This window comes from Mesorhizobium sp. M8A.F.Ca.ET.207.01.1.1, assembly GCF_004794715.1.
Classification (GTDB): domain Bacteria; phylum Pseudomonadota; class Alphaproteobacteria; order Rhizobiales; family Rhizobiaceae; genus Mesorhizobium.
Genome location: NZ_SRUS01000005.1, coordinates 191,122 through 215,512, shown reverse-complemented (window position 1 = coordinate 215,512; position 24,391 = coordinate 191,122). Strand labels below are relative to the sequence as shown.

The 24,391-nt window shown below is 63.0% G+C and carries 24 protein-coding genes; 5 read left to right on the top strand and 19 right to left on the bottom strand.

Annotated elements, in window-relative coordinates:
- Nucleotides 1–236: 236 nt before the first annotated feature.
- The 14 genes from EN850_RS16555 to EN850_RS16490 form a co-directional block, all read right to left on the bottom strand.
- The gene (locus tag EN850_RS16555; RefSeq protein WP_136091777.1) at nt 237–857 is read right to left on the bottom strand and encodes a sarcosine oxidase subunit gamma family protein; all 621 of its coding nucleotides are present in this window, start codon (nt 855–857) and stop codon (nt 237–239) included.
- Nucleotides 850–3,822, bottom strand: a complete 2,973-nt coding sequence (locus tag EN850_RS16550; protein ID WP_136091776.1) for a sarcosine oxidase subunit alpha — start codon at nt 3,820–3,822, stop codon at nt 850–852. The genes EN850_RS16555 and EN850_RS16550 overlap by 8 nt, the downstream gene beginning before the upstream one ends.
- Before the next feature lie 52 nt (nt 3,823–3,874).
- A complete protein-coding gene (locus tag EN850_RS16545) occupies nt 3,875–4,150 on the bottom strand; it encodes a sarcosine oxidase subunit delta (protein ID WP_127277900.1) in 276 nt (91 codons plus the stop codon).
- 14 nt (nt 4,151–4,164) lie between these two features.
- Nucleotides 4,165–5,418, bottom strand: a complete 1,254-nt coding sequence (locus EN850_RS16540) for a sarcosine oxidase subunit beta family protein (protein WP_136091775.1) — start codon at nt 5,416–5,418, stop codon at nt 4,165–4,167.
- Nucleotides 5,419–5,454: 36 nt separating this feature from the next.
- Nucleotides 5,455–6,762 (bottom strand): type III glutamate--ammonia ligase, encoded by a 1,308-nt coding sequence (glnT, locus tag EN850_RS16535; RefSeq protein WP_136091774.1) that lies wholly within the window; start codon nt 6,760–6,762, stop codon nt 5,455–5,457.
- 34 nt (nt 6,763–6,796) lie between these two features.
- Nucleotides 6,797–8,125: an FMN-binding glutamate synthase family protein gene (locus tag EN850_RS16530; RefSeq protein ID WP_015318914.1), complete on the bottom strand. Its 1,329-nt coding sequence runs from the start codon at nt 8,123–8,125 to the stop codon at nt 6,797–6,799.
- 6 nt (nt 8,126–8,131) lie between these two features.
- A complete protein-coding gene (locus tag EN850_RS16525; protein ID WP_136091773.1) occupies nt 8,132–8,854 on the bottom strand; it encodes a GXGXG domain-containing protein in 723 nt (240 codons plus the stop codon).
- Nucleotides 8,855–8,858: 4 nt separating this feature from the next.
- Complete coding sequence (locus tag EN850_RS16520; protein ID WP_127870649.1) at nt 8,859–9,755, bottom strand: glutamine amidotransferase family protein; 897 nt, start codon at nt 9,753–9,755, stop codon at nt 8,859–8,861.
- A gap of 84 nt (nt 9,756–9,839) precedes the next feature.
- Nucleotides 9,840–10,169 (bottom strand): hypothetical protein, encoded by a 330-nt coding sequence (locus EN850_RS16515; RefSeq protein ID WP_127870650.1) that lies wholly within the window; start codon nt 10,167–10,169, stop codon nt 9,840–9,842.
- Nucleotides 10,166–10,855, bottom strand: a complete 690-nt coding sequence (locus tag EN850_RS16510; RefSeq protein ID WP_189591156.1) for a hypothetical protein — start codon at nt 10,853–10,855, stop codon at nt 10,166–10,168. Before EN850_RS16510 ends, EN850_RS16515 begins: the two co-directional genes overlap by 4 nt.
- A gap of 45 nt (nt 10,856–10,900) precedes the next feature.
- Complete coding sequence (locus tag EN850_RS16505; RefSeq protein WP_127280936.1) at nt 10,901–12,307, bottom strand: APC family permease; 1,407 nt, start codon at nt 12,305–12,307, stop codon at nt 10,901–10,903.
- Nucleotides 12,308–12,321: 14 nt separating this feature from the next.
- Nucleotides 12,322–12,483, bottom strand: coding sequence for a hypothetical protein (locus EN850_RS16500; RefSeq protein WP_127280937.1), 162 nt, complete (start codon nt 12,481–12,483; stop codon nt 12,322–12,324).
- A 32-nt stretch (nt 12,484–12,515) separates the two neighbouring features.
- Nucleotides 12,516–12,893 (bottom strand): hypothetical protein, encoded by a 378-nt coding sequence (locus tag EN850_RS16495; RefSeq protein WP_127870651.1) that lies wholly within the window; start codon nt 12,891–12,893, stop codon nt 12,516–12,518.
- 11 nt (nt 12,894–12,904) lie between these two features.
- A complete protein-coding gene (locus tag EN850_RS16490) occupies nt 12,905–13,192 on the bottom strand; it encodes a hypothetical protein (RefSeq protein ID WP_136091772.1) in 288 nt (95 codons plus the stop codon).
- 287 nt (nt 13,193–13,479) lie between these two features.
- On the opposite strand from EN850_RS16490, the gene EN850_RS16485 reads away from it, so the two are divergent.
- The 4 genes from EN850_RS16485 to EN850_RS16470 all read left to right on the top strand — a co-directional run bounded on the left by EN850_RS16485 (nt 13,480) and on the right by EN850_RS16470 (nt 17,342).
- Complete coding sequence (locus EN850_RS16485) at nt 13,480–14,613, top strand: aminomethyltransferase family protein (protein WP_136091771.1); 1,134 nt, start codon at nt 13,480–13,482, stop codon at nt 14,611–14,613.
- A 40-nt stretch (nt 14,614–14,653) separates the two neighbouring features.
- Complete coding sequence (locus EN850_RS16480) at nt 14,654–15,250, top strand: dimethylamine monooxygenase subunit DmmA family protein (protein ID WP_127280545.1); 597 nt, start codon at nt 14,654–14,656, stop codon at nt 15,248–15,250.
- Entirely contained in the window at nt 15,247–16,212 is a 966-nt protein-coding gene (locus EN850_RS16475) for a PDR/VanB family oxidoreductase (protein WP_136091770.1), read from the top strand. The genes EN850_RS16480 and EN850_RS16475 overlap by 4 nt, the downstream gene beginning before the upstream one ends.
- An 89-nt stretch (nt 16,213–16,301) precedes the next feature.
- Complete coding sequence (locus EN850_RS16470) at nt 16,302–17,342, top strand: DUF3445 domain-containing protein (protein WP_135881581.1); 1,041 nt, start codon at nt 16,302–16,304, stop codon at nt 17,340–17,342.
- A gap of 151 nt (nt 17,343–17,493) precedes the next feature.
- Here EN850_RS16470 and EN850_RS16465 read toward each other — a convergent pair whose 3' ends face one another.
- Complete coding sequence (locus EN850_RS16465; protein ID WP_127278422.1) at nt 17,494–18,207, bottom strand: XRE family transcriptional regulator; 714 nt, start codon at nt 18,205–18,207, stop codon at nt 17,494–17,496.
- A gap of 261 nt (nt 18,208–18,468) precedes the next feature.
- On the opposite strand from EN850_RS16465, the gene EN850_RS16460 reads away from it, so the two are divergent.
- Entirely contained in the window at nt 18,469–19,827 is a 1,359-nt protein-coding gene (locus EN850_RS16460) for an NAD(P)/FAD-dependent oxidoreductase (protein ID WP_136091769.1), read from the top strand.
- A 24-nt stretch (nt 19,828–19,851) separates the two neighbouring features.
- Here the strand turns inward: EN850_RS16460 and EN850_RS16455 are convergent, their stop codons facing one another.
- The 4 genes from EN850_RS16455 to EN850_RS16440 form a co-directional block, all read right to left on the bottom strand.
- Nucleotides 19,852–20,229 carry a GFA family protein gene (locus EN850_RS16455; protein WP_135929792.1) on the bottom strand — a complete coding sequence of 126 codons (378 nt, stop codon included), beginning with the start codon at nt 20,227–20,229 and terminating at the stop codon, nt 19,852–19,854.
- A gap of 38 nt (nt 20,230–20,267) precedes the next feature.
- Complete coding sequence (locus tag EN850_RS16450; RefSeq protein WP_136091768.1) at nt 20,268–22,250, bottom strand: ABC transporter permease subunit; 1,983 nt, start codon at nt 22,248–22,250, stop codon at nt 20,268–20,270.
- Complete coding sequence (locus EN850_RS16445; protein ID WP_135929794.1) at nt 22,247–23,320, bottom strand: glycine betaine/L-proline ABC transporter ATP-binding protein; 1,074 nt, start codon at nt 23,318–23,320, stop codon at nt 22,247–22,249. The genes EN850_RS16450 and EN850_RS16445 overlap by 4 nt, the downstream gene beginning before the upstream one ends.
- A gap of 76 nt (nt 23,321–23,396) precedes the next feature.
- A complete protein-coding gene (locus EN850_RS16440) occupies nt 23,397–24,371 on the bottom strand; it encodes an ABC transporter substrate-binding protein (RefSeq protein WP_136091767.1) in 975 nt (324 codons plus the stop codon).
- Nucleotides 24,372–24,391 lie beyond the last annotated feature (20 nt).

Here is a 24,391-nt window from a genome sequence, read left to right as displayed (position 1 = left end):
GGTAGGCGCTTGCCGATCAGCCTGGTTTCGGAACGTCAGCGCTGCCCCTCATCCGCCCTTCGGGCACCTTCTCCCCGTAAACGGGGCGAAGGACACTGCCACCTTCGATTTCGCCAATCGCCAACGTTGCAGATCGGAGTGCCGCCCTTGCGGACATCCCCTTCTCCCCGTCACTATACGGGGAGAAGATGCCGGCAGGCAGATGAGGGGCAGCACTGAGTTTTGCCGGTTGGCCGCTAAACGTCCTCGGAATGCCCGATCTCGACGCCATACTCCGCGGCCGAGTCCAGAATGGTGTGCCACAGGCTCTCGGCAAAGGTCGCGAACACCAGCAGATTGAACACCGCCTGTCCGTCGCGATCCGCGCCGCGCCACAGTGTGACGCTGGTGTGGTCCATCGACGTGGCTGCCGCCGCGCCTACGCCAAAAACATCGGGGTGCAGGTCGATCGACGACAGCTTGGCCAGCATGGTCCGCGCCTTGGCGCCGGAGATGCTGATCAACACCCGCGCATGCGACTGGTCGGAAAGCGAGGCCGAGCCGGTAAAGCCGGGCTCAAGGGCCTCGATCGAATGCTTGCCGCCTGTCGACAGGGCAAGGAACTGATCCGGCCCCGACCAGATCAACGTGGCATCCGCCGCGCCGAGCGCGTTCGGCGTTTCCGGAGCAGCAACGCCAAAGCGAGCCTTGGCCGCCTCGGCCATCTCAGCCGCCTTGCCACGCCGCGCCATTACCTGGACGAGGTCGAGATTGCGGATCTCGGTCAGCGACACGCCGGCATCGCCGCTCGCACCATGAGGCCCGGCAACGAGTGCGCGATCAAGCGGGCTGCGGGTCTCCCAGGAAAACTCAGCCACGCTGGCGCCCTCCATCCGGATCGTAGAAGACGGGATTGCAAATCTCGACGTCATAGTCTTCGCCGCGCAACGGATCGTGCGCATGCACGATCTCGCCGATACGCTCACGGCCGCGCTCGACAAGGGCAAGCCCGATCCAGTGGTCTGATGTCGGCGAGAAGCAGACCGAGGTGACATAGCCCTGGTCGTTATCAGGCCCGGGCGTCTGCCCCTTCGGAATGATGTGCGCGCCGGAGCGTAGCCGTCGCGCCTTGTCGGTCGGCTTGATGCCAACGACCACCTGCCGGTCCGCTGCAATCAGCGCCTCGCGTCCGGCCATGACGCGGCCAATGAAATCCTTTTTGGTCGACATCATCTTGCCGAGGCCAAGATCGGCCGCGGTTGTCGTGCCGGAGAGCTCCGGTCCGGCGACATGGCCCTTTTCGATGCGCATGACGCCGAGCGCCTCGGTGCCGTAAGGCGTCACACCGAACGGATGGCCCGCAATCATCAGATTGCGGGCCATCGCCTCGCCGTAGCGTGCCGGCACCGAAATCTCGAACGCCATTTCGCCGGAGAAGGAGATGCGGAACAGCCGCGCCTTGACGCCGCCGCGCAACGCGACTTCGCGCGCGCCCATGAAAGGGAAACCTTCGTTGGAGAGGTCTTCCGAAGGATCGACGATCTCTTTCAACAGATCGCGGGTCTTGGGTCCGGCAATGGAGAACTGCGCCCACTGGTCGGAGACCGAAGTAAGCTGGACATCGAGTTCCGGAAACAGCACCTGCCGGCAGAACTCGAGATGCTGCATCACCAGCCCGGCCTTGGCCGTCGTGGTGGTCAGGAAATAGTGGTCCTCGGCCAGCCGCGACGTCGTGCCGTCATCATAGACGATGCCGTCCTCGCGCAGCATCAGCCCATAGCGCGCCTTGCCGACGGCAAGATTGGAGAAGGTGTTGATGTAGACGCGGTCGAGGAAGGCGCCGGCGTCCGCGCCATGCACGTCGATCTTGCCCAGCGTCGAGACATCGCAGAAGCCGACGCCGCCGCGCACCGCCTTGACCTCGCGGGTCACCGATTCCAGCCAGTCCTTCTCGCCGGCGCGCGGATACCACTGTGCCCGTTTCCATAAACCGGTGTCGACGAAGATCGCACCCTGCTCGGCGGCCCAGTGATGCGACGGCGTCAGCCGTGTCGCGTGAAAAGTCTCGTCGCGGTGATGGCCGGCGAAGGCGCCGATGGCCACCGGCACGTAAGGCGGCCGGTAGATCGTGGTGCCCGTCTCGGGAATGGATCTGCCCGTGACCGCCGCCATGATGGCGAGGCCGGCGACATTCGAGGTCTTGCCCTGGTCGGTCGCCATGCCAAGCGTGGTGTAGCGCTTCAGGTGCTCGACCGATTCAAAACCCTCACGCTGCGCCAACTCGATGTCGGATGCGGTGACGTCATGCTGCTGGTCGACAAAGGCCTTGCCCTTGCCGGCGACATGCCACAGCGGCGTCAGCGAAAAGGCCTCGTCATCGGCCACCGGCGTGGAGCCTGAACCATTGCCATGTCCGGCATCGCGTGCCGCCGTCACGCCCGCCGCAAAACCTTCGCGCAGGCAGGCGCCAAGTCCGAAGGCACCGTTTGCGGCGCCCGCTGCGACCATGCCGGGCGGTGCGCCGTCAGGCACGAAGGCGGCGATGTCGTCGCGCCATATCGGCCGGCCGCGATGGTAGGAGGTGAGCCCGACGGTCGGGTTCCATCCGCCGGAAACGGCAAGCCCGTCGGCTTCAACTTCGGCGCGCGCGCCGCCTGTGAGCGAGACCGAAATCTTGCGCACGCCGGTTTTGCCGCCATCGATGCCGCTGACGGAGCCATGCAGAACGGGAAAGCCGCCCTTGCTTGCAAGCGAGCGATGCGCCGGCGAAATCTCCGCGCGCGCGTCGATCACGGCCGCCACTTGCAAGCCGGCACCGAGTGCGGTCTCCACCGTGCGCCAGCCATCCTCGTTGTTGGTGAAGAGCGCGATGCGCTTCGCCGGCGTCGCGGCATAGCGCCCGATATAGCTGCGCATGGCGGACGCCATCATCACGCCCGGCGCGTCGTTGCCGGCAAAGACGATCGGCCGTTCGAGCGCGCCTGCGGCGACGACGCAGCGCTTGGCCACGATCCGCCACAGACGCTGCCGCACCTGATGCTCGGGCGGCGAGGGCACGTGGTCGTTGACGCGCTCGATGGCGCCATAGGTGCCGCCGTCATAGACGCCGAACAGCGTCGTGCGCGTCATTATGCGCACGTCGGGCAGGGATCCAAGTTCAGCCAGCGTCCGTGAAAGCCATTCGGCCGCCGGCATGCCGTCGATCGTGCCGCCATCGGCAAGCAGGCGGCCGCCGGGGGTAAAATCCTCCTCGCACAGGATGACGCGCGCACCCGTGCGGCCTGCGGCCAATGCGGCCGCGAGGCCGGTCGGGCCCGAGCCGGCGATCAGCACATCGCAATGCGCCCACGCCTTGTCGTAATGGTCGGGATCGGCGATGCCCGCCGCGCGGCCAAGGCCGGCGGCGCGTCGGATTGCCGGCTCGTAGATCGCTTCCCAGAACTTCGCCGGCCACATGAAGGTCTTGTAGTAGAAGCCGGCGACGAAGATCGGCGCGAACAGCTGGTTGACCGACATGACGTCGAAATTGAGCGACGGCCAGCGGTTCTGGCTGGCGGCCTCAAGACCTTCATAGAGTTCGGCCGTCGTCGCCTTGGTGTTCGGCTCGCGCCGCGCGCCGCTGCGCAGTTCGACCAAGGCGTTGGGCTCTTCCGACCCCGCCGTCAGGATGCCGCGCGGCCGGTGATACTTGAACGAGCGGCCGACCAGCTTGACGCCGTTGGCAACCAGTGCCGAGGCAAGCGTGTCGCCTTTGAAGCCGGAGTAGCTCTTGCCGTCGAAACTGAAATTCAGCGGCGCCGAACGGTCGACGAGACCGCCGGAAGAGAGGCGATGAGAGGTCATGGTGTCCGGCCTCTCATTTCATGGCGAAGGGCGGCGACGTTAGCAAAATTGCTCATTTCGCCACCTGCCTCGCGCCAGCGCCGGCAGCAGCCTCTACCCCGGAAATCTCGTGCGTCAGCGTGTTGCGGGTGACCTTCAGCCAGGCCCGGCAGCCGCCGCCGTGATACCAGTTCTCGTCCATCACGCCGGCGATATTGTCGCGCAGATAGACATAGTCATAGACGGCGTCCTCGCCGGCGTCGGCGGCCGGCCGCACCGGCTTGGCGTCGCCGAGATAGGTGAATTCGCCGAGTTCGCGTTCGCCGCAGAAGGGACAGGTAATGCGCATGGTTCCAGCCGCCTTCAGTGCAGGTTCGGTTGGGCGCCCTGGCCCTTTTCGTCGATCACCGCACCGGTCCGGAACCGGTCGAGGCGGAAGCGCGCGGCCTCCTTGTGCGGTTCATCGCGCGCGATCAGATGGGCGAAGACAAGGCCCGAGCCGGGTGTCGCCTTGAAGCCACCATAGCACCAGCCGGCATTGAGATAGAGCCCATTGACCGGTGTCTTGTCGATGATCGGCGAGCCGTCCATCGACATGTCCATGATGCCGCCCCACTGGCGCAACAGCCGCACGCGGCCGATCATCGGGATGATCGCCATGCCGCCCTCGCAGACATCCTCCATCACAGGCAGATTGCCGCGCTGGGCGTAGGAATTGTAGCCGTCGATGTCGCCGCCGAAGACGAGGCCGCCCTTGTCGGACTGGCTGACATAGAAATGTCCGGCGCCAAACGTCATGACGCCGGGAATGAGCGGCTTGATCGCCTCGGAGACGAAGGCCTGCAGCACATGGCTTTCGATCGGCAGGCGCAAGCCCGCCATATCAGCGACGCGCGAGGAAGAGCCGGCAACCGCCATGCCGACCTTGCCGGCGCCGATCCTGCCGCGCGAGGTCTCGACGCCGGTCACCTTGCCGTTCGCGTCCCTGACAAAGCCGGTGACTTCGCAATTCTGGATGATGTCGACGCCAAGTTCACTGGCAGCGTGGGCGTAGCCCCAGGCCACCGCATCGTGGCGCGCCGTGCCGCCGCGCCGTTGCAGCAGCCCGCCTTGCACCGGGAAGCGCGCATGGTCGAAGTTCAGGAACGGCAGCATCTTCTTCAGCGCCGGCTGGTCGAGCAGTTCGGCATCGATGCCGTTGATGCGCATGGTGTTGCCGCGCCGCGCATAGGCATCGCGCTGTGCGTCGGAATGATAGAGATTGAGAACGCCGCGCTGGCTGACCATCGCGTTGTAGTTGAGGTCCTGCTCCATCCGCTCCCACAGCTTCATCGACAATTCGTAGAAGCCGGTGTTGCCGGGCAGGCCGTAATTGGAGCGGATGATGGTCGTGTTGCGGCCGGCATTGCCGGAGCCGATCCAGCCCTTTTCCAGCACCGCGACATTCTTGATGCCGAACTCGCTGGCCAGGAACCAGGCGGTGGCGAGCCCATGGCCGCCGCCGCCGATGATCACCACGTCGTAGCGGTCCTTCGGCGCAGCGTCGCGCCAGGTGCGTTGCCAGTTTTTGTGGCCGGAAAGAGCGGCGCGCGCGAGCGAGAAGATCGAGTATTTCATACGTTCATTCCGAGGTCGCTCGCACCGCCAGGACGATCAAATGTCCAGCGTGTGGTCGCGCTCCCATTGCGTGAAGTGCGAAGCATAGGAATTCCATTCCTGGTGCTTCAGCTTTAGATATGCCGACGAGAATTCCTCACCCAGCGCCGCCTTGAGTGATTTGTCCTTGTCGAACTCGCGCAAGGCGTCGAGCAGGTTGAGCGGCAGTTTCGGCGCGCCCTTCACCGTGTGGCCGTGCTGGTACATGTCGATGTCGTAGCGCTTGCCCGGATCGGCCTTCGAACGGATGCCGTCGAGGCCGGCGGCGATGATGACCGCCTGCAGGAGATAGGGGTTGACCGCGCCATCCGGCAGGCGCAATTCGAAACGTCCAGGGCCGGGCACGCGCACCATGTGGGTGCGGTTGTTGCCGGTCCAGGTCACCGTGTTCGGCGCCCAGGTCGCACCCGAAATGGTGCGCGGCGCGTTGATGCGCTTATAGGAATTGACCGTCGGGTTGGTGATCGCGGCGAGTGCGGAGGCGTGCTTCATGATGCCGCCGAGGAAGTTCTTGCCCTTGGCCGACAGGCCAAGCTCCATTGAATTGTCGGCGAAGACATTGGTCTTGCCTGATTTGTCCCAGACCGAGATGTGGGCATGGCAGCCATTGCCGGTCAGACCCTGGAAGGGCTTGGGCATGAAGGTGGCGCGCAGGCCATGCTTTTCCGCGATCGACTTGACCATGAACTTGAAGAAGGAATGCTTGTCGGCGGTCGGCAGCGCGTCGTCGAAAGCCCAGTTCATCTCGAACTGGCCGTTGGCGTCCTCGTGGTCGTTCTGGTAGGCGCCCCAGCCGAGCGCCAGCATGTGGTCGCAGATCTCGGCGATGACATCGTAGCGGCGCATGATGGCTTGCTGGTCGTAGCAAGGCTTCGATGCCGTGTCGTATTCGTCGGAGATCGCCTTGCCGTCCGGCGAGATCAGGAAGAACTCGGCTTCGACGCCGGTCTTGACATGCATGCCGTCGGCGGCAGCCTCGGCGATCAGCCGCTTCAGCGTGTTGCGTGGCGCCTGGTCGACCTCCTTGTCGTCCATGATGCAGTTGGCCGCGACCCAGGCGACTTCCGGTTTCCACGGCAATTGGATGACCGAGTCCGGATCCGGCACCGCCAGCATGTCGGGATGCGCCGGCGTCAGATCGAGCCAGGTGGCGAAACCGGCAAAGCCCGCACCATCCTTCTGCATATCGGCGATCGCCTGCGCCGGTACCAGCTTGGCACGCTGGCCACTGAACAGGTCAGTGTAGGAAATCATGAAATATTTGACGCCGTTCTTTTTGGCGAAAGCGGCGAGATCGTTCCCCATTATAGTTCCTCGCTTATGGTATTTCGGGTGTGTTTTAGAAGCCGTTCTTCCCCGGTATCCAGTTGGTGCCGGCCAGCGGCACACCGGCCATGGCGGCCGCCTCGATCGTCAATGCGACGAGGTCCTCGGGTTCGAGATTGTGCAGGCTGTTCTTGCCGCAGGCGCGGGCGATGGTCTGCGCCTCCAGCGTCATTACCTTGAGATAGTTCGCCAGCCGGCGCCCGGCGGCCACGGGGTCGACACGCTTCATCAGTTCCGGGTCCTGCGTGGTGATGCCGGCAGGGTCCTTGCCCTCATGCCAGTCGTCATAGGCGCCTGACGTGGTGCCGAGTTCGTTATACTCCGCCTCCCAGCGGGGATCATTGTCGCCGAGCGCGACGAGCGCTGCGGTGCCGATCGACACCGCGTCGACGCCGAGCGCCAGCGCCTTGGCGACATCGGCCCCGTTGCGGATGCCGCCGGAGACGATCAGCTGCACCTTGCGGTGCATGCCGAGATCCTGCAGCGCCTGCACCGCCGGCCTGATACAGGCGAGCGTCGGCTGGCCGACATTTTCGATGAACACTTCCTGCGTCGCCGCCGTGCCGCCCTGCATGCCGTCGACCACGACGACGTCGGCGCCGGCCTTCACCGCGAGCGCTGTGTCATAGTAGGGGCGGGCGCCGCCGACCTTGACGTAGATCGGTTTTTCCCAGTCGGTGATTTCGCGCAGTTCGAGGATCTTGATCTCGAGATCGTCCGGGCCGGTCCAGTCGGGGTGGCGCGAGGCTGAGCGCTGGTCGATGCCTTTCGGCAGCGTGCGCATCTCGGCGACGCGGTCGGAAATCTTCTGGCCAAGCAGCATGCCGCCGCCGCCTGGTTTGGCGCCCTGGCCGACGACCACCTCGATCGCGTCGGCGCGGCGCAGGTCGCGCAGGTTCATGCCGTAGCGCGACGGCAGGTACTGATAGACGAGCTGTTTGGAATGGCCGCGCTCTTCCTCGGTCATGCCGCCGTCGCCGGTGGTGGTCGAGGTGCCGGAGAGCGTCGCACCGCGCCCGAGCGCTTCCTTGGCCGGGCCGGACAGCGAGCCGAAGCTCATGCCGGCGATGGTGATCGGGATCTTCAGCTCGATCGGCTTCTTGGCGTGACGCGAACCCAGCACCACCGAGGTGTCGCAGCGCTCGCGGTAGCCTTCCAGCGGATAGCGGGAGATCGAGGCGCCGAGGAACAGGAGGTCATCAAAATGCGGCAGCTTGCGCTTGGCGCCGGCACCTCTGATATCGTAGATGCCGGTCGCCGCGGCGCGGCGGATTTCGGAAAGCGTGTAGTCGTCGAAAGTCGCGGATTTGCGCGGTGTCGTCGGCGGGTTGCGGTACGTCATCTTGCCTCAATACGCGTCGGCGTTGTCGATATTGAAATTGTAGAGCGTGCGCGCCGAGCCGTAGCGCTTGAACTCCGACGGCTTGACCCCAATCACGCCGGCGCGGTCGAGCAGGCCTTGCAGCAAGTCGATGTGCTCAGGCCGCATCTCCTTGGCGATGCAGTCGGCGCCCAGACTATCGACCTTGCCGCGCACGAAAAGCCGTGCCTCGTAGATGGAATCGCCCAGCGCATCACCGGCATCGCCCAAAACCACGAGATTGCCGGACTGCGCCATGAAGGCCGACATGTGGCCGATATTGCCGTGCACGACGATGTCGATGCCCTTCATCGAGATGCCGCAGCGCGAGGAGGCATTGCCTTCGATGACCAGCAGCCCGCCCTTGCCGGTGGCGCCGGCATACTGGCTGGCGTCGCCTTTGACGGTTATCGAACCCGCCATCATGTTCTCGCCGACGCCGGGGCCGGCAGAGCCGTGCACGGTGATGGCGCTGCCCGAATTCATGCCGCCGCAATAATAGCCGACGCTGCCGCGCACATCGATGCTGACGGGCTGGTCGACACCGACGGCGACCGAGTGGTTGCCTTTCGGGTTGAGCACTTCCCATGCCGTCTCATTCGAGCCGGCGGTCAGCTTATGGAGCGCCTGGTTGAGTTCGCGCAACGACTGGACGTCGAGGTCGAAGACGCGCGCATGGCTTTCGCGCGTTGCCTTGGAGGTTGCCGGCATGAACTCAATGCTCCCAGAAATAAACGGTTGCGGGCTCCGGTTCCCAGACCCTCGCATTGTCGATGCCGGGCAGTTTGGTCAGCGCGCGATATTCCGAGCCGAAGGCGACATATTGGTCGGTTTCGGCCATCACGGCGGGCTTGCAGGCGATCGGATCGCGCACCACGCCAAAACCATTCTTGGTGCCGACGACGAAGGTGAAGAAGCCGTCGAGGTCGGAGAGCGTGCCTTCCAGTGCCTCGCCGAGATTCTTGCCATGCGCCATTTGCGAGGAAAGGTAGGCGGCCGCCACCTCGGTATCGTTCTCGGTCTCGAATTTCATGCCTTCGCGGACCAGCTCGCGACGGACATTGTTGTGGTTGGACAGCGACCCATTGTGCACCAGGCACTGGTCGGCGCCGGTCGAGAAGGGGTGCGCGCCCATCGTCGTCACCGCCGATTCCGTCGCCATGCGGGTGTGGCCGATGCCATGCGTGCCGGTCATCTTGCGGACATCGAAGCGATCGACGACGGCCTCCGGCAGGCCGACTTCCTTGTAGATTTCAACCGCTTCGCCGGCGCCCATGATGCGGACATCGGGCCTGAGCGACTGGAGGGCTTCACGCGCCGCGTCGACCTTGTCGGGCGTGGTCCTGACCACCGCATGTGTCGATTTCACCGCAATGCTCACCGGCGCTCCGAGAGCCTTGGCGAGTTCGGCGTCCAGCCCGCGAAAATCGCGGTCAGGCTTCGGCGACTGGATGGTGATCTTGGCCTCGTTGCCCGATGTCGCGCCATAGATGGCGATGCCGGCGCTGTCAGGGCCGCGATCGCTGAGCGATACCAGCATCTCCGACAGCATCGCGCCGAGCTTCGGCTCCAGCGCCTTGTCCTTCAGGAAAAGTCCAACGATTCCGCACATGTCAGCCTCCCGACGTTTGTGACTAGAGATGATGTACCGAATGAAATCCTTGAATTCAATGGGATGAAAAAAATTTTCCTCTGGTTACGTATGCGGCTCAATGCCACTCTGCGTAACATCGCCCTCGCGCTGGGCATTATGAGCCCATTTGGCGGCGCGGATTCGGGCGATCTTATAGGCGTCGAGGATCGACAGCGCATAGATCAGGAAGCCGCCGGCGTGACGGCCGACGAAGTTGGCATCCGGCGGCGAAATCTTGGCGGTCACCCAGGCCAGGATGACCATGAAGAAAAGGAACTGCAGTCCGCGCACCGGTACGCCAAGAATGACATGCCCGCTTGCCGGCAGCACGATTGCGGCGCCCAGGACGAGATAAGGGCTCACTGGCGCCGGCGAAGTGTTTGAAGTGCTCATGCGGCCTGCCGTTCGCTTCGGTTGATGGCGTCGCGCAGCTTCGAGAGAGATACGAGCAGCCGTTCGATCAGCGTCGCATCGATACGCGTGTCACCGAACGCGGCCTGCCGGAAGACCCCGTAGCGTGCCCGCTCGGCCTCGGCCAGCAACCACACGATGCGCACTCCGTTTGGCGTGATCAGCAGCTCCTTGGCGCGGCCATCCGCAAAGGGTTCGAGATGACCGGCGATGATGCCTTGCGGAAAACGCGTGCCTCTGCGGTCCGTCCGCAGCACGGCTTCGGCCGGAAATCCCGGAGCTTTCGGCAGCGTATGGTCCAGATGGTCGAAATTCGAGAATGTCGTCGGCGAGCCCGGCCGCATCATCATGTCGAAAACGGCCGGCACCGCGACCTTTTCGGTAATGGACACCGACAGCCAGCGCGCCGGCAGCTTTCGTGTCGCCAGCGTGTCGACGATGGTGCGCAACTGGACATGATGGCCGTTCCACGATCCTTCCCAGGTGATGACGCCGGCCGTGCCCTCCGAGACATTGGCCGCGTCCGCGACGATGGTGCGAATGCTGGCCTCGTCGGCGGCGAGCGCGGCCGAGGCCCTGTCGCGGCTGCGGCGTGCCAGCCACGCAAAGTGAAGGACGAGAGCCAGGACAATTGCCCCGGCAAGCAGTGCTGATGTCACCTCGGACATTTTATCGTGCAAGGCCCGTCCAGATCCTGGGCGGGCCTACTCCCATCAATAGCCCTGCGGTTTCGGCCACGGCATGGTGAACTGGTCGCCACGCCGCACGAATTTGTAGCGGTAGAAGTGGAACCACAGCGAGATCAGGAAATAGAAGGCGACCATGGCGATCAACTGCGAGCCGAAGCCGAGGAAGATGGCGAAGAAGGTCACCACGCACAGGCAGAACAGCACGATTGCCGGCAGCGGATGGAAGGGGTGCGTGTAGCCGCGGCGGATCGACCCCAGCGGCCACTTCTTGCGGAACATCATGATGTTGATGCTCATGAAAGTGTACTGCAGGACGCCCGACAGGATCGAGAAGGTGATCGCCTGGTTGAGATCGGCGATGAAGGCGAAGGCCAGCGCGATCGGCAGCAGGAACAGGATCGAGCGGTAGGGCGTGCGGTATTTCGGATGCACCGCCGAGAACCAGCTCGGCAGATAGCGGTCGCGGCCGAGCGAGAACCAGGCGCGCGCCGCGTCGTTGATGCAACCGTTTGCCGAGGCAAGCGCGGCGAGCAGCGTCGCTATGAACAGAAGGTTCTCGAGCAGCGGGCTTCCGGTCAGCTTGCCGGCATCCCACAGCGGATAATAGGTGATGCCGAGATATTCCCATGGCATCAGCGAGGCGCAGACATACCAGGTCATGGCGGCGGCGATCAGAAGCGTGATCATGCCGGCCATCGTGCCGTAGGGCAGCGAGCGTGCGGGCGAGCGCACCTCTTCGGCCGCCTGCGTGGTGCCTTCGATGCCGAGATAATACCAGATGCCGAACTGGAAGGCGGCAATGACGCCGATCCAGCCATAGGGCAGCGCGTTGCCTGGAGTGACCAGTTCGTTGAGCTTCAGCACCGCGCCTTGCGTCCAGGGGCTGACCGAGAAGAACAGGACGACGATCGAGACATAGGCGATTGCCGTGATGACGAAATTGACGTTGAGCGTCATCAACACGCCGCGATAGTTGAGCCAGGCCAGCACCACGATGGTGGCGGCGATGAAGGAATTGTGGGTTAGCCCTTCGACGCCGGCCTTGGCGACGATCGTGTCGCCGAGCAGGATGGCGTCGGACACTTCCAGCATCGTGTAGGCAAAGACCAGGAACAGCGCGACGTTGAACGCCATCAGCGGGCCCACGATGTGCTTGGCCTGGGCGTACTGGCCGCCGGCGGCGGCGACCGTCGACGTCACCTCGGAATCGATCATGGCCACCGAGGTGTAGAGCAGTCCGACGACCCAGCACACGATCAGGGCCGCCAGCGCGCCGCCCTTGTCGGCCGAGAAATTCCAACCGGTGAACTCGCCGACCAGAACGATGCCGACACCGAGCGCCCAGACATGGGCCGGGCCGAGCACCCGAAGCAGCGATACCCGGTCGCCGTGAATTGTGGTGGTGATGTTGTTTTCAAGCGCGACCGTCATCGATCTATCCCCACTCAGATCCGGTGTTTTTCGGAAGCGGCTTCAAGCTCGCCTTCACGCGACGAGGTCAGAACGTCCTCGGAGTAGTTTGTATCGATCTTGAACCAGTCGTAGAGCATCCACAGCGCGAGCACGATCGAGATGCCCCAGCATGCGTAAGAGAGTGCCACCCACATGATCGTGTCCCCAAATTCTTCGTCGCCAAACTCTATTTGTCGTCGAACTTCTCGTTGATGACATCGCGATATTCGCGGTCGGATGCCCGGAACAGGAACACGAAATAACCGATCAGGACGGCCGCCATGATGATCAGTGTCGGCCAGTCGATGATGTAGTGGAACCGGTTCTGGATGATGTCGTGCGCGGTCTCCGGCGTATAGCCGAGCTTTTCCCAGATCGAGGCCATGGTCGGATTCTGCCCGAGCGCTTCCCAGGTCTTGGCATCGAGTGCATCGATGGATTTTGCGGCCCCGGCAAGACCAAGCTTCAGCGGTAGCCACAGCGCCACGAAGATGGCGACCACGACAACGGCGATGTCGAAGACTTGCGCGGCCTTGCTCTGCTCCGGCGGCGTGTAGCGGGACATTGTTTCTCCCCTCAGGACTTGCGGTTGCGGGACGCGTCGGCGTTCTTGATGTCGAGCCCGTAGATGAACTCCTTGTCTTCCTTGTAGTGTTTGACCATCGCCAGGATGGCCGCCGTGTTGAAGATGAGCACCGCGGCGGCGGCCAGGGCTACGACGGCCTTGATGCCGCCCTGGGGAATGTATGGCCAAGTCATGAGGAGGACGAAGAGGATCGTCGCCCACAGGCAGACGATCAGAAGCGTGGATCCGCGCAAATCGGAGCGGTACAGCGCTTCGATGCGCTGCTGCAGGTCTGACATCGGTTTTCCCCTTCTTTGCCGACGCCCGGTTCCGAATCCACCGCCCGCCGCCCTCTTTCAAGAGAGTGAAATTTTTTTCATAAATTCCGCTCGAATCCCTGACTTGTCAAGACGAATTTACGTAGAGTTAACCGCTCGCTTCGAGTGAACAATTTTGCCTGACAATGAAATTATTTGCTTCAAGGGGATTGCAGGCTTCCCGCGTTTGCGGTCAATATTCCATCCAAAGCTCCGGCCTCGGGCAAAGGAGCAGGGAACAGCATGATTTTCGAACGGAGGACGAGCGGATGACGGCATCCTGGAGATTTTCAACCCTGGCGGATCGCCATCGCGCTCTGGGGTCGAAACTCGAAGACTGGAGCGGAATGGGCACCGCCTGGACCTATGACAAGGATGCCGATGAGGAATATGTCGCCATCCGCACCAAGGCCGGGCTTATGGATGTTTCCGGCCTGAAGAAGGTTCACATCACAGGGCCGCACGCCTCGCACCTGATCGACCTCGCCACCACGCGCGACGTGGAGAAAATCTATCCCGGCAAGTCGGCTTACGCCTGCATGCTGAACGAAGCGGGAAAATTCACCGACGATTGTATCCTCTACCGGATGGGGCCGAATTCCTGGATGGTGGTGCACGGCTCGGGCACCGGCCATGAGGAATTGCAGCGAGCGGCCATGGGCCGGGACGTATCGCTGCGCTTCGACGACAATCTGCACGATTTGTCGCTGCAGGGGCCGACGGCGGTCGACTATCTGGCCAAGCACGTGCCGGGCATTCGCGACCTCAACTACTTCCATCACATGCAGACGCAGCTCTTCGGCTTCCCCGTCATGATCTCGCGCACCGGCTATACCGGCGAGCGCGGCTACGAAATCTTCTGCCGTGGCCAGGATGCCGGCACGATCTGGGACAGGATCCTCGAAGAGGGCAAGGGGGCCGGCATCATTCCATGCCGCTTCACCACGCTCGACATGCTGCGCGTCGAGAGCTACCTGCTGTTCTACCCCTACGACAATTCGCAGAAATACCCGTTCGACAATGAAGGCCCCGGCGACACGCTGTGGGAACTCGGCCTCGACTTCACCGTCAGCCCCGGCAAGACCGGTTTTCGCGGTGCCGAGGAGCACTATCGCCTGAAAGGCAAGGAGCGCTTCAAGATCTACGGCGTCCTGCTCGACGGCAAGGAGCCAGCCGATGAAGGCGCGCCGGTCTATCGCGACGGTAAAAAGGTCGGCGTGGTGACCTGCGCCATGTATTCGCCGCTGGTCAAAAAATCGATGGGCATCGCCCGGCTCGACGTCGACTGCGCGGTCAAGGACACCAAGCTCGAAATCCGCAACAAGAGCGGATCGATCAAGGCGACGGCGCAGCCCTTGCCGTTCGACGATCCCAAGAAGACCAAGCGCACGGCGAAAGGCTGAGGCATAATCGACAGCGAGGGTTTCGAGGCACAAAGACAGAATGGCAGCCAAGACCATCATCAGCCGGCCCATTTACGGGACCCTGTCTCCGCAGGCGGGCAAGCATCATCTTTTCGTGGCGGATGCCGAAGGCGCGCTCGCGATAAAAGACATGGCCGCCAGGGCTCCGGCCGGATTCTTCGACGGAGCCGAAATCGTCTTCATTGCCGGTCCAGACGGCAAATACGTTGCCGCTCTCGAAGCCTTGGAGCCGGCGCAGCTGCACATCGCGCCGTCCTTCGCCAGCCTGCTGCCGCGTCTGAAGCAGACCTTGACCAACGCGCATATGGGTCTGCGCCTCTATCTCGCCGGCACCGAAGGGCTGATCGGCCAGGCCATGCAGGTGGCGCTCGAAGCCGGCATCGACCACACCTCCATGCAGACCGAGCATCGCGGCTCGCTGGCGCGGCGCATGCAGTGCGTGCACTGCAAGGGCATTACCGAAAACGTGACGACGCAGCCGGCGACCTGCTCGCATTGCGGCCTGCTGCTTTTGGTGCGCGATCACTATTCCCGGCGCCTTGCCGCGTTCCAGGGCGTCTGCATCAATGCCGAAGACCGCAGTGAAATTCCTCCGATGGAGGAGATCTTCCGATGAGCACCGGCACCACCAAGCTCGATGTCGTGGTCAGCGACGTTGTCCCGGTCAATAACCTGGTCACCCGCTTCCATTTCCGCCGGCGTGATGGCGGGTTGTTGCCGACCTTTTCCGGCGGCGCCCATGTCGTGGTCGAGATGCGCGATGGCGAGCGCACAAGGCTCAATCCCTATTCGCTGATGGGCTCGCCGCTCGACACGCGCGAATACACCATCTCGGTGCGCCGCGACGATGTCGGCCGTGGCGGCTCGCTGTTCATGCACCGGTCCGTCAAGCCGGGCCTGGAGATGGTGATCAGCTATCCGGTCAACCTGTTCTCGCTTGATCTCAGGGCGAAAAAACACCTGATGCTGGCCGGCGGCATCGGCATCACGCCGTTCATGGCGCAGACCGCGCAACTGGCTGGCGAAGGCGGCAATTTCGAACTGCACTACACCTGCCGCACCGCCTCGCTTGGTACCTATGCCGACGTGCTCGGGGAACGCTACGGCCGTCGGGTCCGGCTCTATCACGATGACCTTGAGGAGCGTATCGATCTCGACCGGCTGTTGTCCTCGCAACCACTCGGCACGCATCTCTATGTCTGCGGCCCCGCCGGCATGATCAACTGGGTGCGCGACCGCGCCGCCGCGCTCGGCTGGCCGCCGGAGACCGTGCACTACGAGCATTTCGCGGCGCCCCAGCCCGGCCTGCCATTCGACGTGACGCTCGCCGTCAGCGGCAAGACCATCCGCGTCGGCTCGCAGCAGAGCCTGCTCGAAGCCATCGAGGCGGCCGGCGTCGATCCACCCTATCTCTGCCGCGGCGGCGTCTGCGGCCAGTGCGAGACCAACGTCATCTCGTGCGACGGCAAGTTCATCCACAACGACCATTGGCTGAGCGAGGAAGAGCACCGTTCCGGCAGGAAGATCATGCCGTGCGTGTCGCGCTTCGAAGGCCGGTCGCTGGTGCTGGAACGGTAGAGCATTTTGCAGCCAAGTGGATACTTGGCGTCGCAGAAATGCGGCTAAAACAAAGAGATAGAGCGGGCATCCCGCTCTAGGAGGAAATCATGGGCATCACCTTTCGCAAGGAAACGTTCCGCGACGACTTCACCTTCAGGAACAGCCCTGAGCACATCAGACGGTTTCCGTTCCCGTTCCACGAAGACAGCTACATGTATGCCGTCAATATCGAGCCGCATGTCGTCGGCCCGAAGGGCTCGGTGCTGGAGAACCTCATCGACGTCGACGAACACTATGTTGCCGAGATGCAGGACCGCGCGATGGTGCTGGCAGAGGATCCGCTGCGCTGCCAGTCGCTGCCGCACATGACGCTCGCCGGCTGGGATCTGCTGGAACTTTTGATGGAGCAGCAGGCGCTGGGTTACCCCGAGCATTTCACGCTGACGCGCGACGGCGATCGCTGGCGCTGGATCAACCGGCCGCTCGGCATCGATGACACCTTCACCTTCGGCGACACCTCGACGTTGCCTTACGGGCCGATGGAATACATCACCCGCCAGAGCCAGGGCGATTTCTGCATCCTCGACCAGCGCGACGGCAATCTGTGGATGGATGCCGGCATGGTCACCACCCAGGCCGACTGGTCGCTCGATTTCGACATCGGCATGAATTTCTTCGAGTGGCACGCGCCGGTGCCGCTGGCGCATGAGAAGGGGATTTTCGTCAGGGCGCTAAAATTCCTCACCAATATCCAGCAGGGCAAGCCGGCCAGGCGCCTGAACTGGACGATGACCATCAATCCGCGCCTCGATACCAGCCCCGAAAACTACCACAAATGGGGTCCGGACCGGGCAACGGTGACGCCCGAGAACGTCGGCGACAAGGTGCACCTGCGGGTCGAGTTGCAGAGCTTCTGGCGGCTGCCGCGCTCCAACGGCATCGTCTTCCCGATCCGCTGCTACCTGATCAAAATGGACGAACTGGTGACGCAGCCGAAATGGGCGCGGCGCCTGCATCGCGTCATCCGCGACCTGCCGGAGGAACTCGCCACCTACAAGGGCTTGACCCGCTATCGTTCGACGCTGGTCGAGTGGCTGTCGAAGCTGGATGATGGGAGCGCGACATCACCGGGGTTTGGGCCGGATTGACCTCCAAAGACTTGGGTTCCTCGCCCCCGCCAGAGGCGGGGGAGAGGTGTCCGCGAAGCGGACGGAGAGGGGGCCTTCGTAGGGCGCTCCCCTCTCCGTCTCGGCTTCGCCGAGCCACCTCTCCCCACTACAGGGGCGAGGAACCAAGTGCCTAACCAGCGCTGTTCTGCGGATAGCAGATAATCGAAAGGTACCGCATCGGCAGCCGCGTCAGTTCTTCCGGCCCGTGCGGCGCGTCGGCGTCGAAGAACAGGCTGTCGCCGGGCTTCATCGGATAGAGGTTGCTGCCATGCCGGTAAACGACCTCGCCCTCGAGCATGTAGAGGAACTCCATGCCTTCGTGCTGGAAGGTCGGGAACACGTCGGAATCCTCGGTCAGCGTGATCAGATAGGGCTCGACCACGACGCCGCTGGTGTTGGAACCGATATGACCGAGCAGATTGTACTGGTGGCCGGCGCGCGTGCCGCGGCGTTCGACGTCAAGGCCTTGGCCGGCCTTGACGAAGACAGCGCTGCGTTCTTCTTCGAAACGGCGGAAGAAGGCGGTGACGGGAACGCCGAGCGCCCGCGACAGCGCCTGCAGCGTGGTCAGCGATGGTGAGGTGATGCCGTTCTCGATTTTGGACAGCATGCCCAGCGAAATGTCGGTGGCGACAGCGAGATCGGCGACGGTGATGCCGAGCTTCTTGCGGAAGGCCCGCACCTCGCGGCCAATCGCCACCTCGAGCACTTTTTCGCGGGTATCGCGGATGGCGTGCGGGTTCTGCGTCAGCGGCGCCCGGATGGTCTTGCCGTCCGCCGAGACCTTTGGCTGCGGCTTTGGTTTGGCGCCGGCAAGCCCGGCCTTGGTACTGTCTTTCGCCATGTCGCCCCCCGGACTTCGCGGATTTATTTCACTCTAGGTGAACATGTCAGGTGGCGATACAACAGCGCAACCGCAACGGCAAGCCGTCTTGTGGCGCATGCGCCGGTCCTTTGAGTGCGGCCGTGGCCGGTTATTCGCCAGGAATCGATTGTGCGCAAACGCCGTTTCCGCAGATCGCTGTTGACAGCACGGAAGGGCCAATTACTGTCCTGTCAGTGAAATTTGTTTCGCTGGGGAAATCAAAAAAGAGGAGGCCCTGGAATGAAAACTCGTGTTGCCGTCATTGGAGCCGGGCCGTCCGGTCTGGCTCAGCTCAGGGCCTTCAAGTCGGCTGCCGACAAGGGCGCCGAGATTCCCGAGATCGTCTGCTTCGAAAAGCAGTCCGACTGGGGCGGCCTGTGGAACTACACCTGGCGCACCGGGCTCGACGAACATGGCGATCCCGTGCACGGCTCGATGTACCGCTACCTCTGGTCGAACGGGCCGAAGGAATGCCTGGAATTCGCCGACTACACATTCGAGGAGCATTTCGGCCGGCCGATCGGCTCCTACCCGCCACGCGCCGTGCTGTGGGACTACATCAAGGGCCGCGTCGAGAAGTCGGGCCTGCGCAAATGGGTGCGCTTCAACAGCCCGGTGCGCATGGTCACTTTCTCGGACGAGACGAAGAAATTCACCGTCACCGCGCATGACCGGACCAACGACGTGACGTACTCCGAAGAGTTCGACAATGTCGTTGTTGCCTCCGGGCACTTCTCCGTGCCCAACGTGCCTTATTTCGAGGGCTTCTCGACCTTCAACGGCCGCATCCTGCACAGCCACGATTTCCGCGACGCGATGGAGTTCAAGGGCAAGGACATCCTGATCATCGGGCGTTCCTATTCGGCCGAGGACATCGGTTCGCAATGCTACAAATACGGCGCCAAATCGATCACCTCCAGCTATCGCTCCAAGCCGATGGGTTTCAAATGGCCGGAGAATTGGAAAGAGGTGCCGCTGCTGCAGAAGGTCGTCGGCAAGACGGCGCATTTCAAGGACGGCACGACCAAGGATGTCGATGCCATCATCCTGTGCACCGGCTATCTCCATTCCTTCCCCTTCCTGACCGATGACCTCAAGCTCAAGACAGCCAATCGCATGTGGCCGCTCGACCTCTACGAGGGCGTGGTCTGGGAGAAGAACCCGAAGCTGTCCTATATCGGCATGCAGGACCAGTTCTACACCTTCAACATGTTCGACGCGCAGGCCTGGTTCGCCCGCGACGTCATCATGGGCCGCATCAAGCTGCCCTCGGCCGAGGCGATGGCGGCGCATGGCGCCAAATGGCGCGCCCGCGAGGAGACGCTTGAGGACGCCGAGCAGATGATCTGGTTCCAGGGCGACTACACCAAGGAATTGATGGACCAGACCGACTATCCCGGCTTCGACGTCGAGGCGGTCAACCAGACCTTCATGGAATGGGAGCATCACAAGGCGGAGAACATCATGGGCTTCCGCGACCACGCCTACCGCTCGCTGATGACCGGGACCATGGCGCCGCTGCACCATACGCCGTGGCTGCAGGCGCTGGACGATTCGATGGAGAGCTATCTCGAGGTGAAAGGCGTCGCGGCCGAGTAGTGGCCCAGGAGGCGGGCTTTGGCGTCAGTCTGGCACCACGACCCAGCCGTGGCGGCGCTTGTCGTAGACTGACTTTGTCGGCGCCGGGAAGGACGGATCGGCGAAACAGCCGACGGCCACGGCGACCGCCTCCGGTTTTCGTGACGGATACCAGAACACAGTCGACCCGCACGCTCCGCAGAAATGGAAGCTGATCGGGAAGCCGCTGTCGGAATCGCGTTGGAATGTCTTCGATGGGCCCCGGATATCGGTCGCGGCGGCGTCGAAGAAGGCCGCGATGCCAAACGGACTGCCGGTCCGCCGCTGACAGTCGAGGCAATGGCAAAGCGACACCATGGTCGGCTCTTGCGGGCAATGTATCTGCAATTGTCCGCAGGTGCAGCTGGCTACCCTGCTGGTCATTCTCTTCTCTCCTTTTTGGTGGTATCGGCGGTTGAGTTTTACCCCAGTCTCGCCCGTGCCTTCGCCGTCCACGCATTGAACAGCCTGTCGGCGACGATGCCGATGAAGGCGATGGCGAGGCCGGCGACAATGCCGCGGCCGGAATCGGCCTTCGACAGCGCGATGAACACTTCCTGGCCGAGGTCGCGGGTGCCGACCATGGCGCAGATGATGATCATCGCCAGCGCCATCAGGATCGTCTGGTTGACGCCGAGCATGATTTCGGGAAGCGCCAGCGGCAATTGCAGACGGAAAAAAGTCTGGCGCGGCGTGCAGCCGGAAACCTTCGCCGCCTCGATCAGTGCCGGCGGCACCTGCCTGATGCCATGATTGGTGTAGCGGATCGCCGGCACCACGGCGAAGGCTATCGTTGCGATCATTGCGGTGACATCGCCGACACGAAACAGCATCACCACCGGAATGATGAAGCAGAACGACGGCAACACCTGCAGCGTGTCGATGACGGGCGTGACGATCTTTTCGAAGCGGTCGCTTCGCGCCGCCGCAAGCCCGATCGGAATGCCGATCAGGCAGGCTATGAAGGCCGAGATGCCGCAGAGATAGACCGTCGCCATGGTCTTTTCCCAAAGGCCTGTGATGGCGCAGAAGGCGGTGAGTGCCGCGACAAGTGCGGCCAGCCGCAAGCCTGAGAGCTGGTAGCCGGCAAGGCCGAGCAGGAACACCGCGCCCAGCCACGGAAATCCTTCGCAGAAGGCGCGCACCGGATTGAGCACGTTGAGGATAAGCGCCACCCGAAACGCTTCGATGATGTCGAAGAAGTTGATCGTCACCCAGTTCACCGCCGCTTTCCACAATGGCGCGGTGGTGAAGGTGATCGCCTTCGGCACGGCCGCGAAAGCCGGCACGAACAGGCCGAGCAGCGTGGTGACGGCAAGAATCGCAATGGCCAGCGTCAGATTGGGGTAGCGCCGCCAGAAACGCGGGCTGGCGGACGACCGGTGGACATTACCTGTTGCCTGTTTGTGGGCGATGGCCTGGCTCAGCCGGTCGAGCGCGATGGCGAGCGCGACGATGGCCAGCCCGGCTTCCATCGCCTCGCCGACCTTCAGCGCGCGCAGAGCGAGCAGCACGTCGTAGCCGAGCCCGCCGGCGCCGATCATCGAGGCGATGATCACCATATTCAGCGCCAGCATGATCACCTGGTTGACGCCAACCATCAGCGTCGGCCGTGCCGAGGGCAACAGCACCCGCCACAATTTCTGCCGCGCGGTGCAGCCGGCCATGTCGCTGAACTCGCCGATCTCCAAGGGCACCCGCGTGAGGCCGAGCATGGTTGCCCGCACCATCGGCGGCGTGGCGAAGATGGCGGTGGCGATCATCGCCGAGACCGGGCTGTTGCCGAACAGGAGCAGCATCGGGATCAGGTAGGCAAAGGTCGGGATCGTCTGCATGAGGTCGAGGGCAGGGGAGACGATGAGCCTCTCCGCCCACGGCTTGCGCCACGCCCAGATGCCGGCGAATAGCCCGGTGAGAATGCAGAACGGCACCGCGATCGAGATCAGCGCCAGGGTCAGCATGGCGCTGGTCCACTGGCCGAACAGCGCGATGTAGAGGAAACAGCCGCCAACCAGCATGCCAAGTTTTCTGCCGCCGGCTGCATATCCTGCAATGAAGGCGGTCGCACAGACGCCAACCCAGGACAAACGCGGCAGCACGAAAGCGTCCGCGCCGTGACCGATCTTGAAATTCTTGGCCAAGAGGTTGAGCGCGAAGTCGAGCGGCACGCCGAGCATCGCGGTGACCGAGCGGGTCAGCCAGGACAGGTTCGACTTGATCCAGCCCATCAGCGCGCTGACCCAGTCGGCGACGGGCACGACGGCGCTCGCCGGATAGTCGACAGCCCAAGGGACGACGTCCTGCAGCAGGAACACCACCAGCACGGCGGCAAGCGCCAGCACCCAGATCACCAGCCACCGTTGAATCGGCGGCCTTGCCTGGCTGGTGCTTGCCGTTACAGTCATGCGCCGGCTCGCTCGATGCCGGCCAGAAGATCGATCACCGCTTGCGGCGTCACCTCGCCGATCGGCTTGGCGGTGCCGTTGACCACGGCGAACGGTTTACCGGCGGCAACGATGCTGGCCGAGAAGCTGGCGATCTTGGCCTCCGGCGCCACCGTGCCGCCATGTTCGGCGCCATCGCAAGGGCGCATCAGGCTGCGTGCCGAAATCACCTTGGCGCGGTCGACGTCACGGGTGAACTCGGCGACGTAGTCGGTCGCCGGATTGACCACCAGTTGCTCCGGCGTGCCGATCTGGATGACTTCGCCGTCCTTCATGATGGCGATGCGGTCGGCCAGCCTTATCGCCTCGTCGAAATCATGGGTGATGAAGACGATGGTCTTGTGCAGCATGGTCTGCAGCCGCATCAGCTCATCCTGCATCTCGCGGCGGATCAATGGATCGAGCGCCGAGAACGGCTCGTCGAGAAACCAGATTTCCGGCTTGGTGGCGAGACTGCGGGCGATGCCGACACGCTGCTGCTGGCCGCCCGACAATTCGCGCGGATAGAAATGCTCGCGCCCGCGCAGGCCGACGAGTTCGATGACTTCCCGGGCGCGAGCCTCGCGTGTCGAACGATCCTGTCCCTGGATGCTGAGCGGGAAGGCGATGTTGTCGAGCACGTTCAGATGCGGCAGCAGCGCAAAATTCTGGAACACCATGCCCATGCGGTGGCGCCTGAGTTCGATCAGCGCGGCATCGGAAATCTCGAGCAGGTCCTTGCCTTCGAATTCGACCTTGCCATGTGTCGGTTCGACCAGCCGCGACATGCAGCGCACCAGCGTCGACTTGCCAGACCCTGACAGGCCCATGATGATGAAGATCTCGCCCTGTCGGATTTCGAGATCGACGGCGCGCACCGCGCCGACCAGCCCCGCTCCGGCTATGTCGGCTGCGCTGGCCTTGCCGTCGCGCTCGCGGATGAAATTGGCGGCGTTCGTCCCAAACAGTTTCCAGACATTGCGGCAGGCAAGTTTTATCGGCCGGGGATCTTTCCCCGTCGCGTTCGATGCCTGTTCAATAGCTTTCGTCATTCAGTCGTCCTTCTGGAACACCAGGAATTGAGACCCGGCTGGTACCAGCCGGGTCTCCCTTTTCCAGTCGGAGCGATCACTGCGCCCAGGCTTTCCAGTCGGCTTCGTGGGCGGCGATCCAGGCAGCGGCGACATCCTCCGGCGTCTTGCCGTCGAGATCGATCTCGCCGCTCATCTTGTTCAACTCGTCGGTGTCGATCGTGTAGGCTTTGGCCACCTTGTAGGCGACCGGCCATTTGTCCTTCATGCCGTTCCAGGAATATTTCCAGATCTCGCCATGCGGCTTGCCGCAGTCGTATTTGGCGTCCGGGTTCACGCCCCATTTCGGGTCGTTGTAGCACTCGGGTGTGTATTCGGGGAATTGCACCCATTCGCCCTTGTATTTTGCAGGCGCCCAATGCGGTGAGTAGATCCACAGCATGATCGGCGCCTTGCGCTGATAGGCGGAATCGAGTTCGGCGAACATCGCCGCATCGGTGCCGGCATGGATGACGGTGAAGGGCAGTTTCAGCGCCGCGACACGTTCGTCGTCAAAACCTTCCCAGGTCACCGGGCCACCGAGATAGCGCCCTTTCGGTGCCGTCTCGGCGGTCGAGAACGATTCCGCGCAGGCGGCGTCGAGCAGGGCGTGCCAGTCCGGCAAGGTCGGGCACTTTTCCTTCATGTATTCGGGAAACCACCACTCTTCCTTGGCTTTTGGGCCGAGCTTGCCGAGCCGTTCGGTCTGGCCCGTGGCGTCGGAGGCCTTCATGGCCTCGCCGGCGGTGGTGTCCCAGAACTCCAGGCCGACATCGATGTCGCCATTGGTGAGGCCGGTGGTCAGGCTGGAGAGATAGTCGGCGGTCGGATATTCGACGGTATAGCCGAGCTTTTCCAGGATGCCGCCGAGGATCTTGGCGTTGAGGTTGACGCTGGTCCAGTCGAACAAGGCAATCTTGATCGGGTCGTTGGACTCCGGTGCCGCTGCCTGCGCTATCGGCGTCATGACACTTGCCGCGGTAAGTGCAAAAGCTCCCATTGAGAATTTCGAAATCAAACTGCGAACTGGCATTGCTTGGTTCTCCTTCAAGC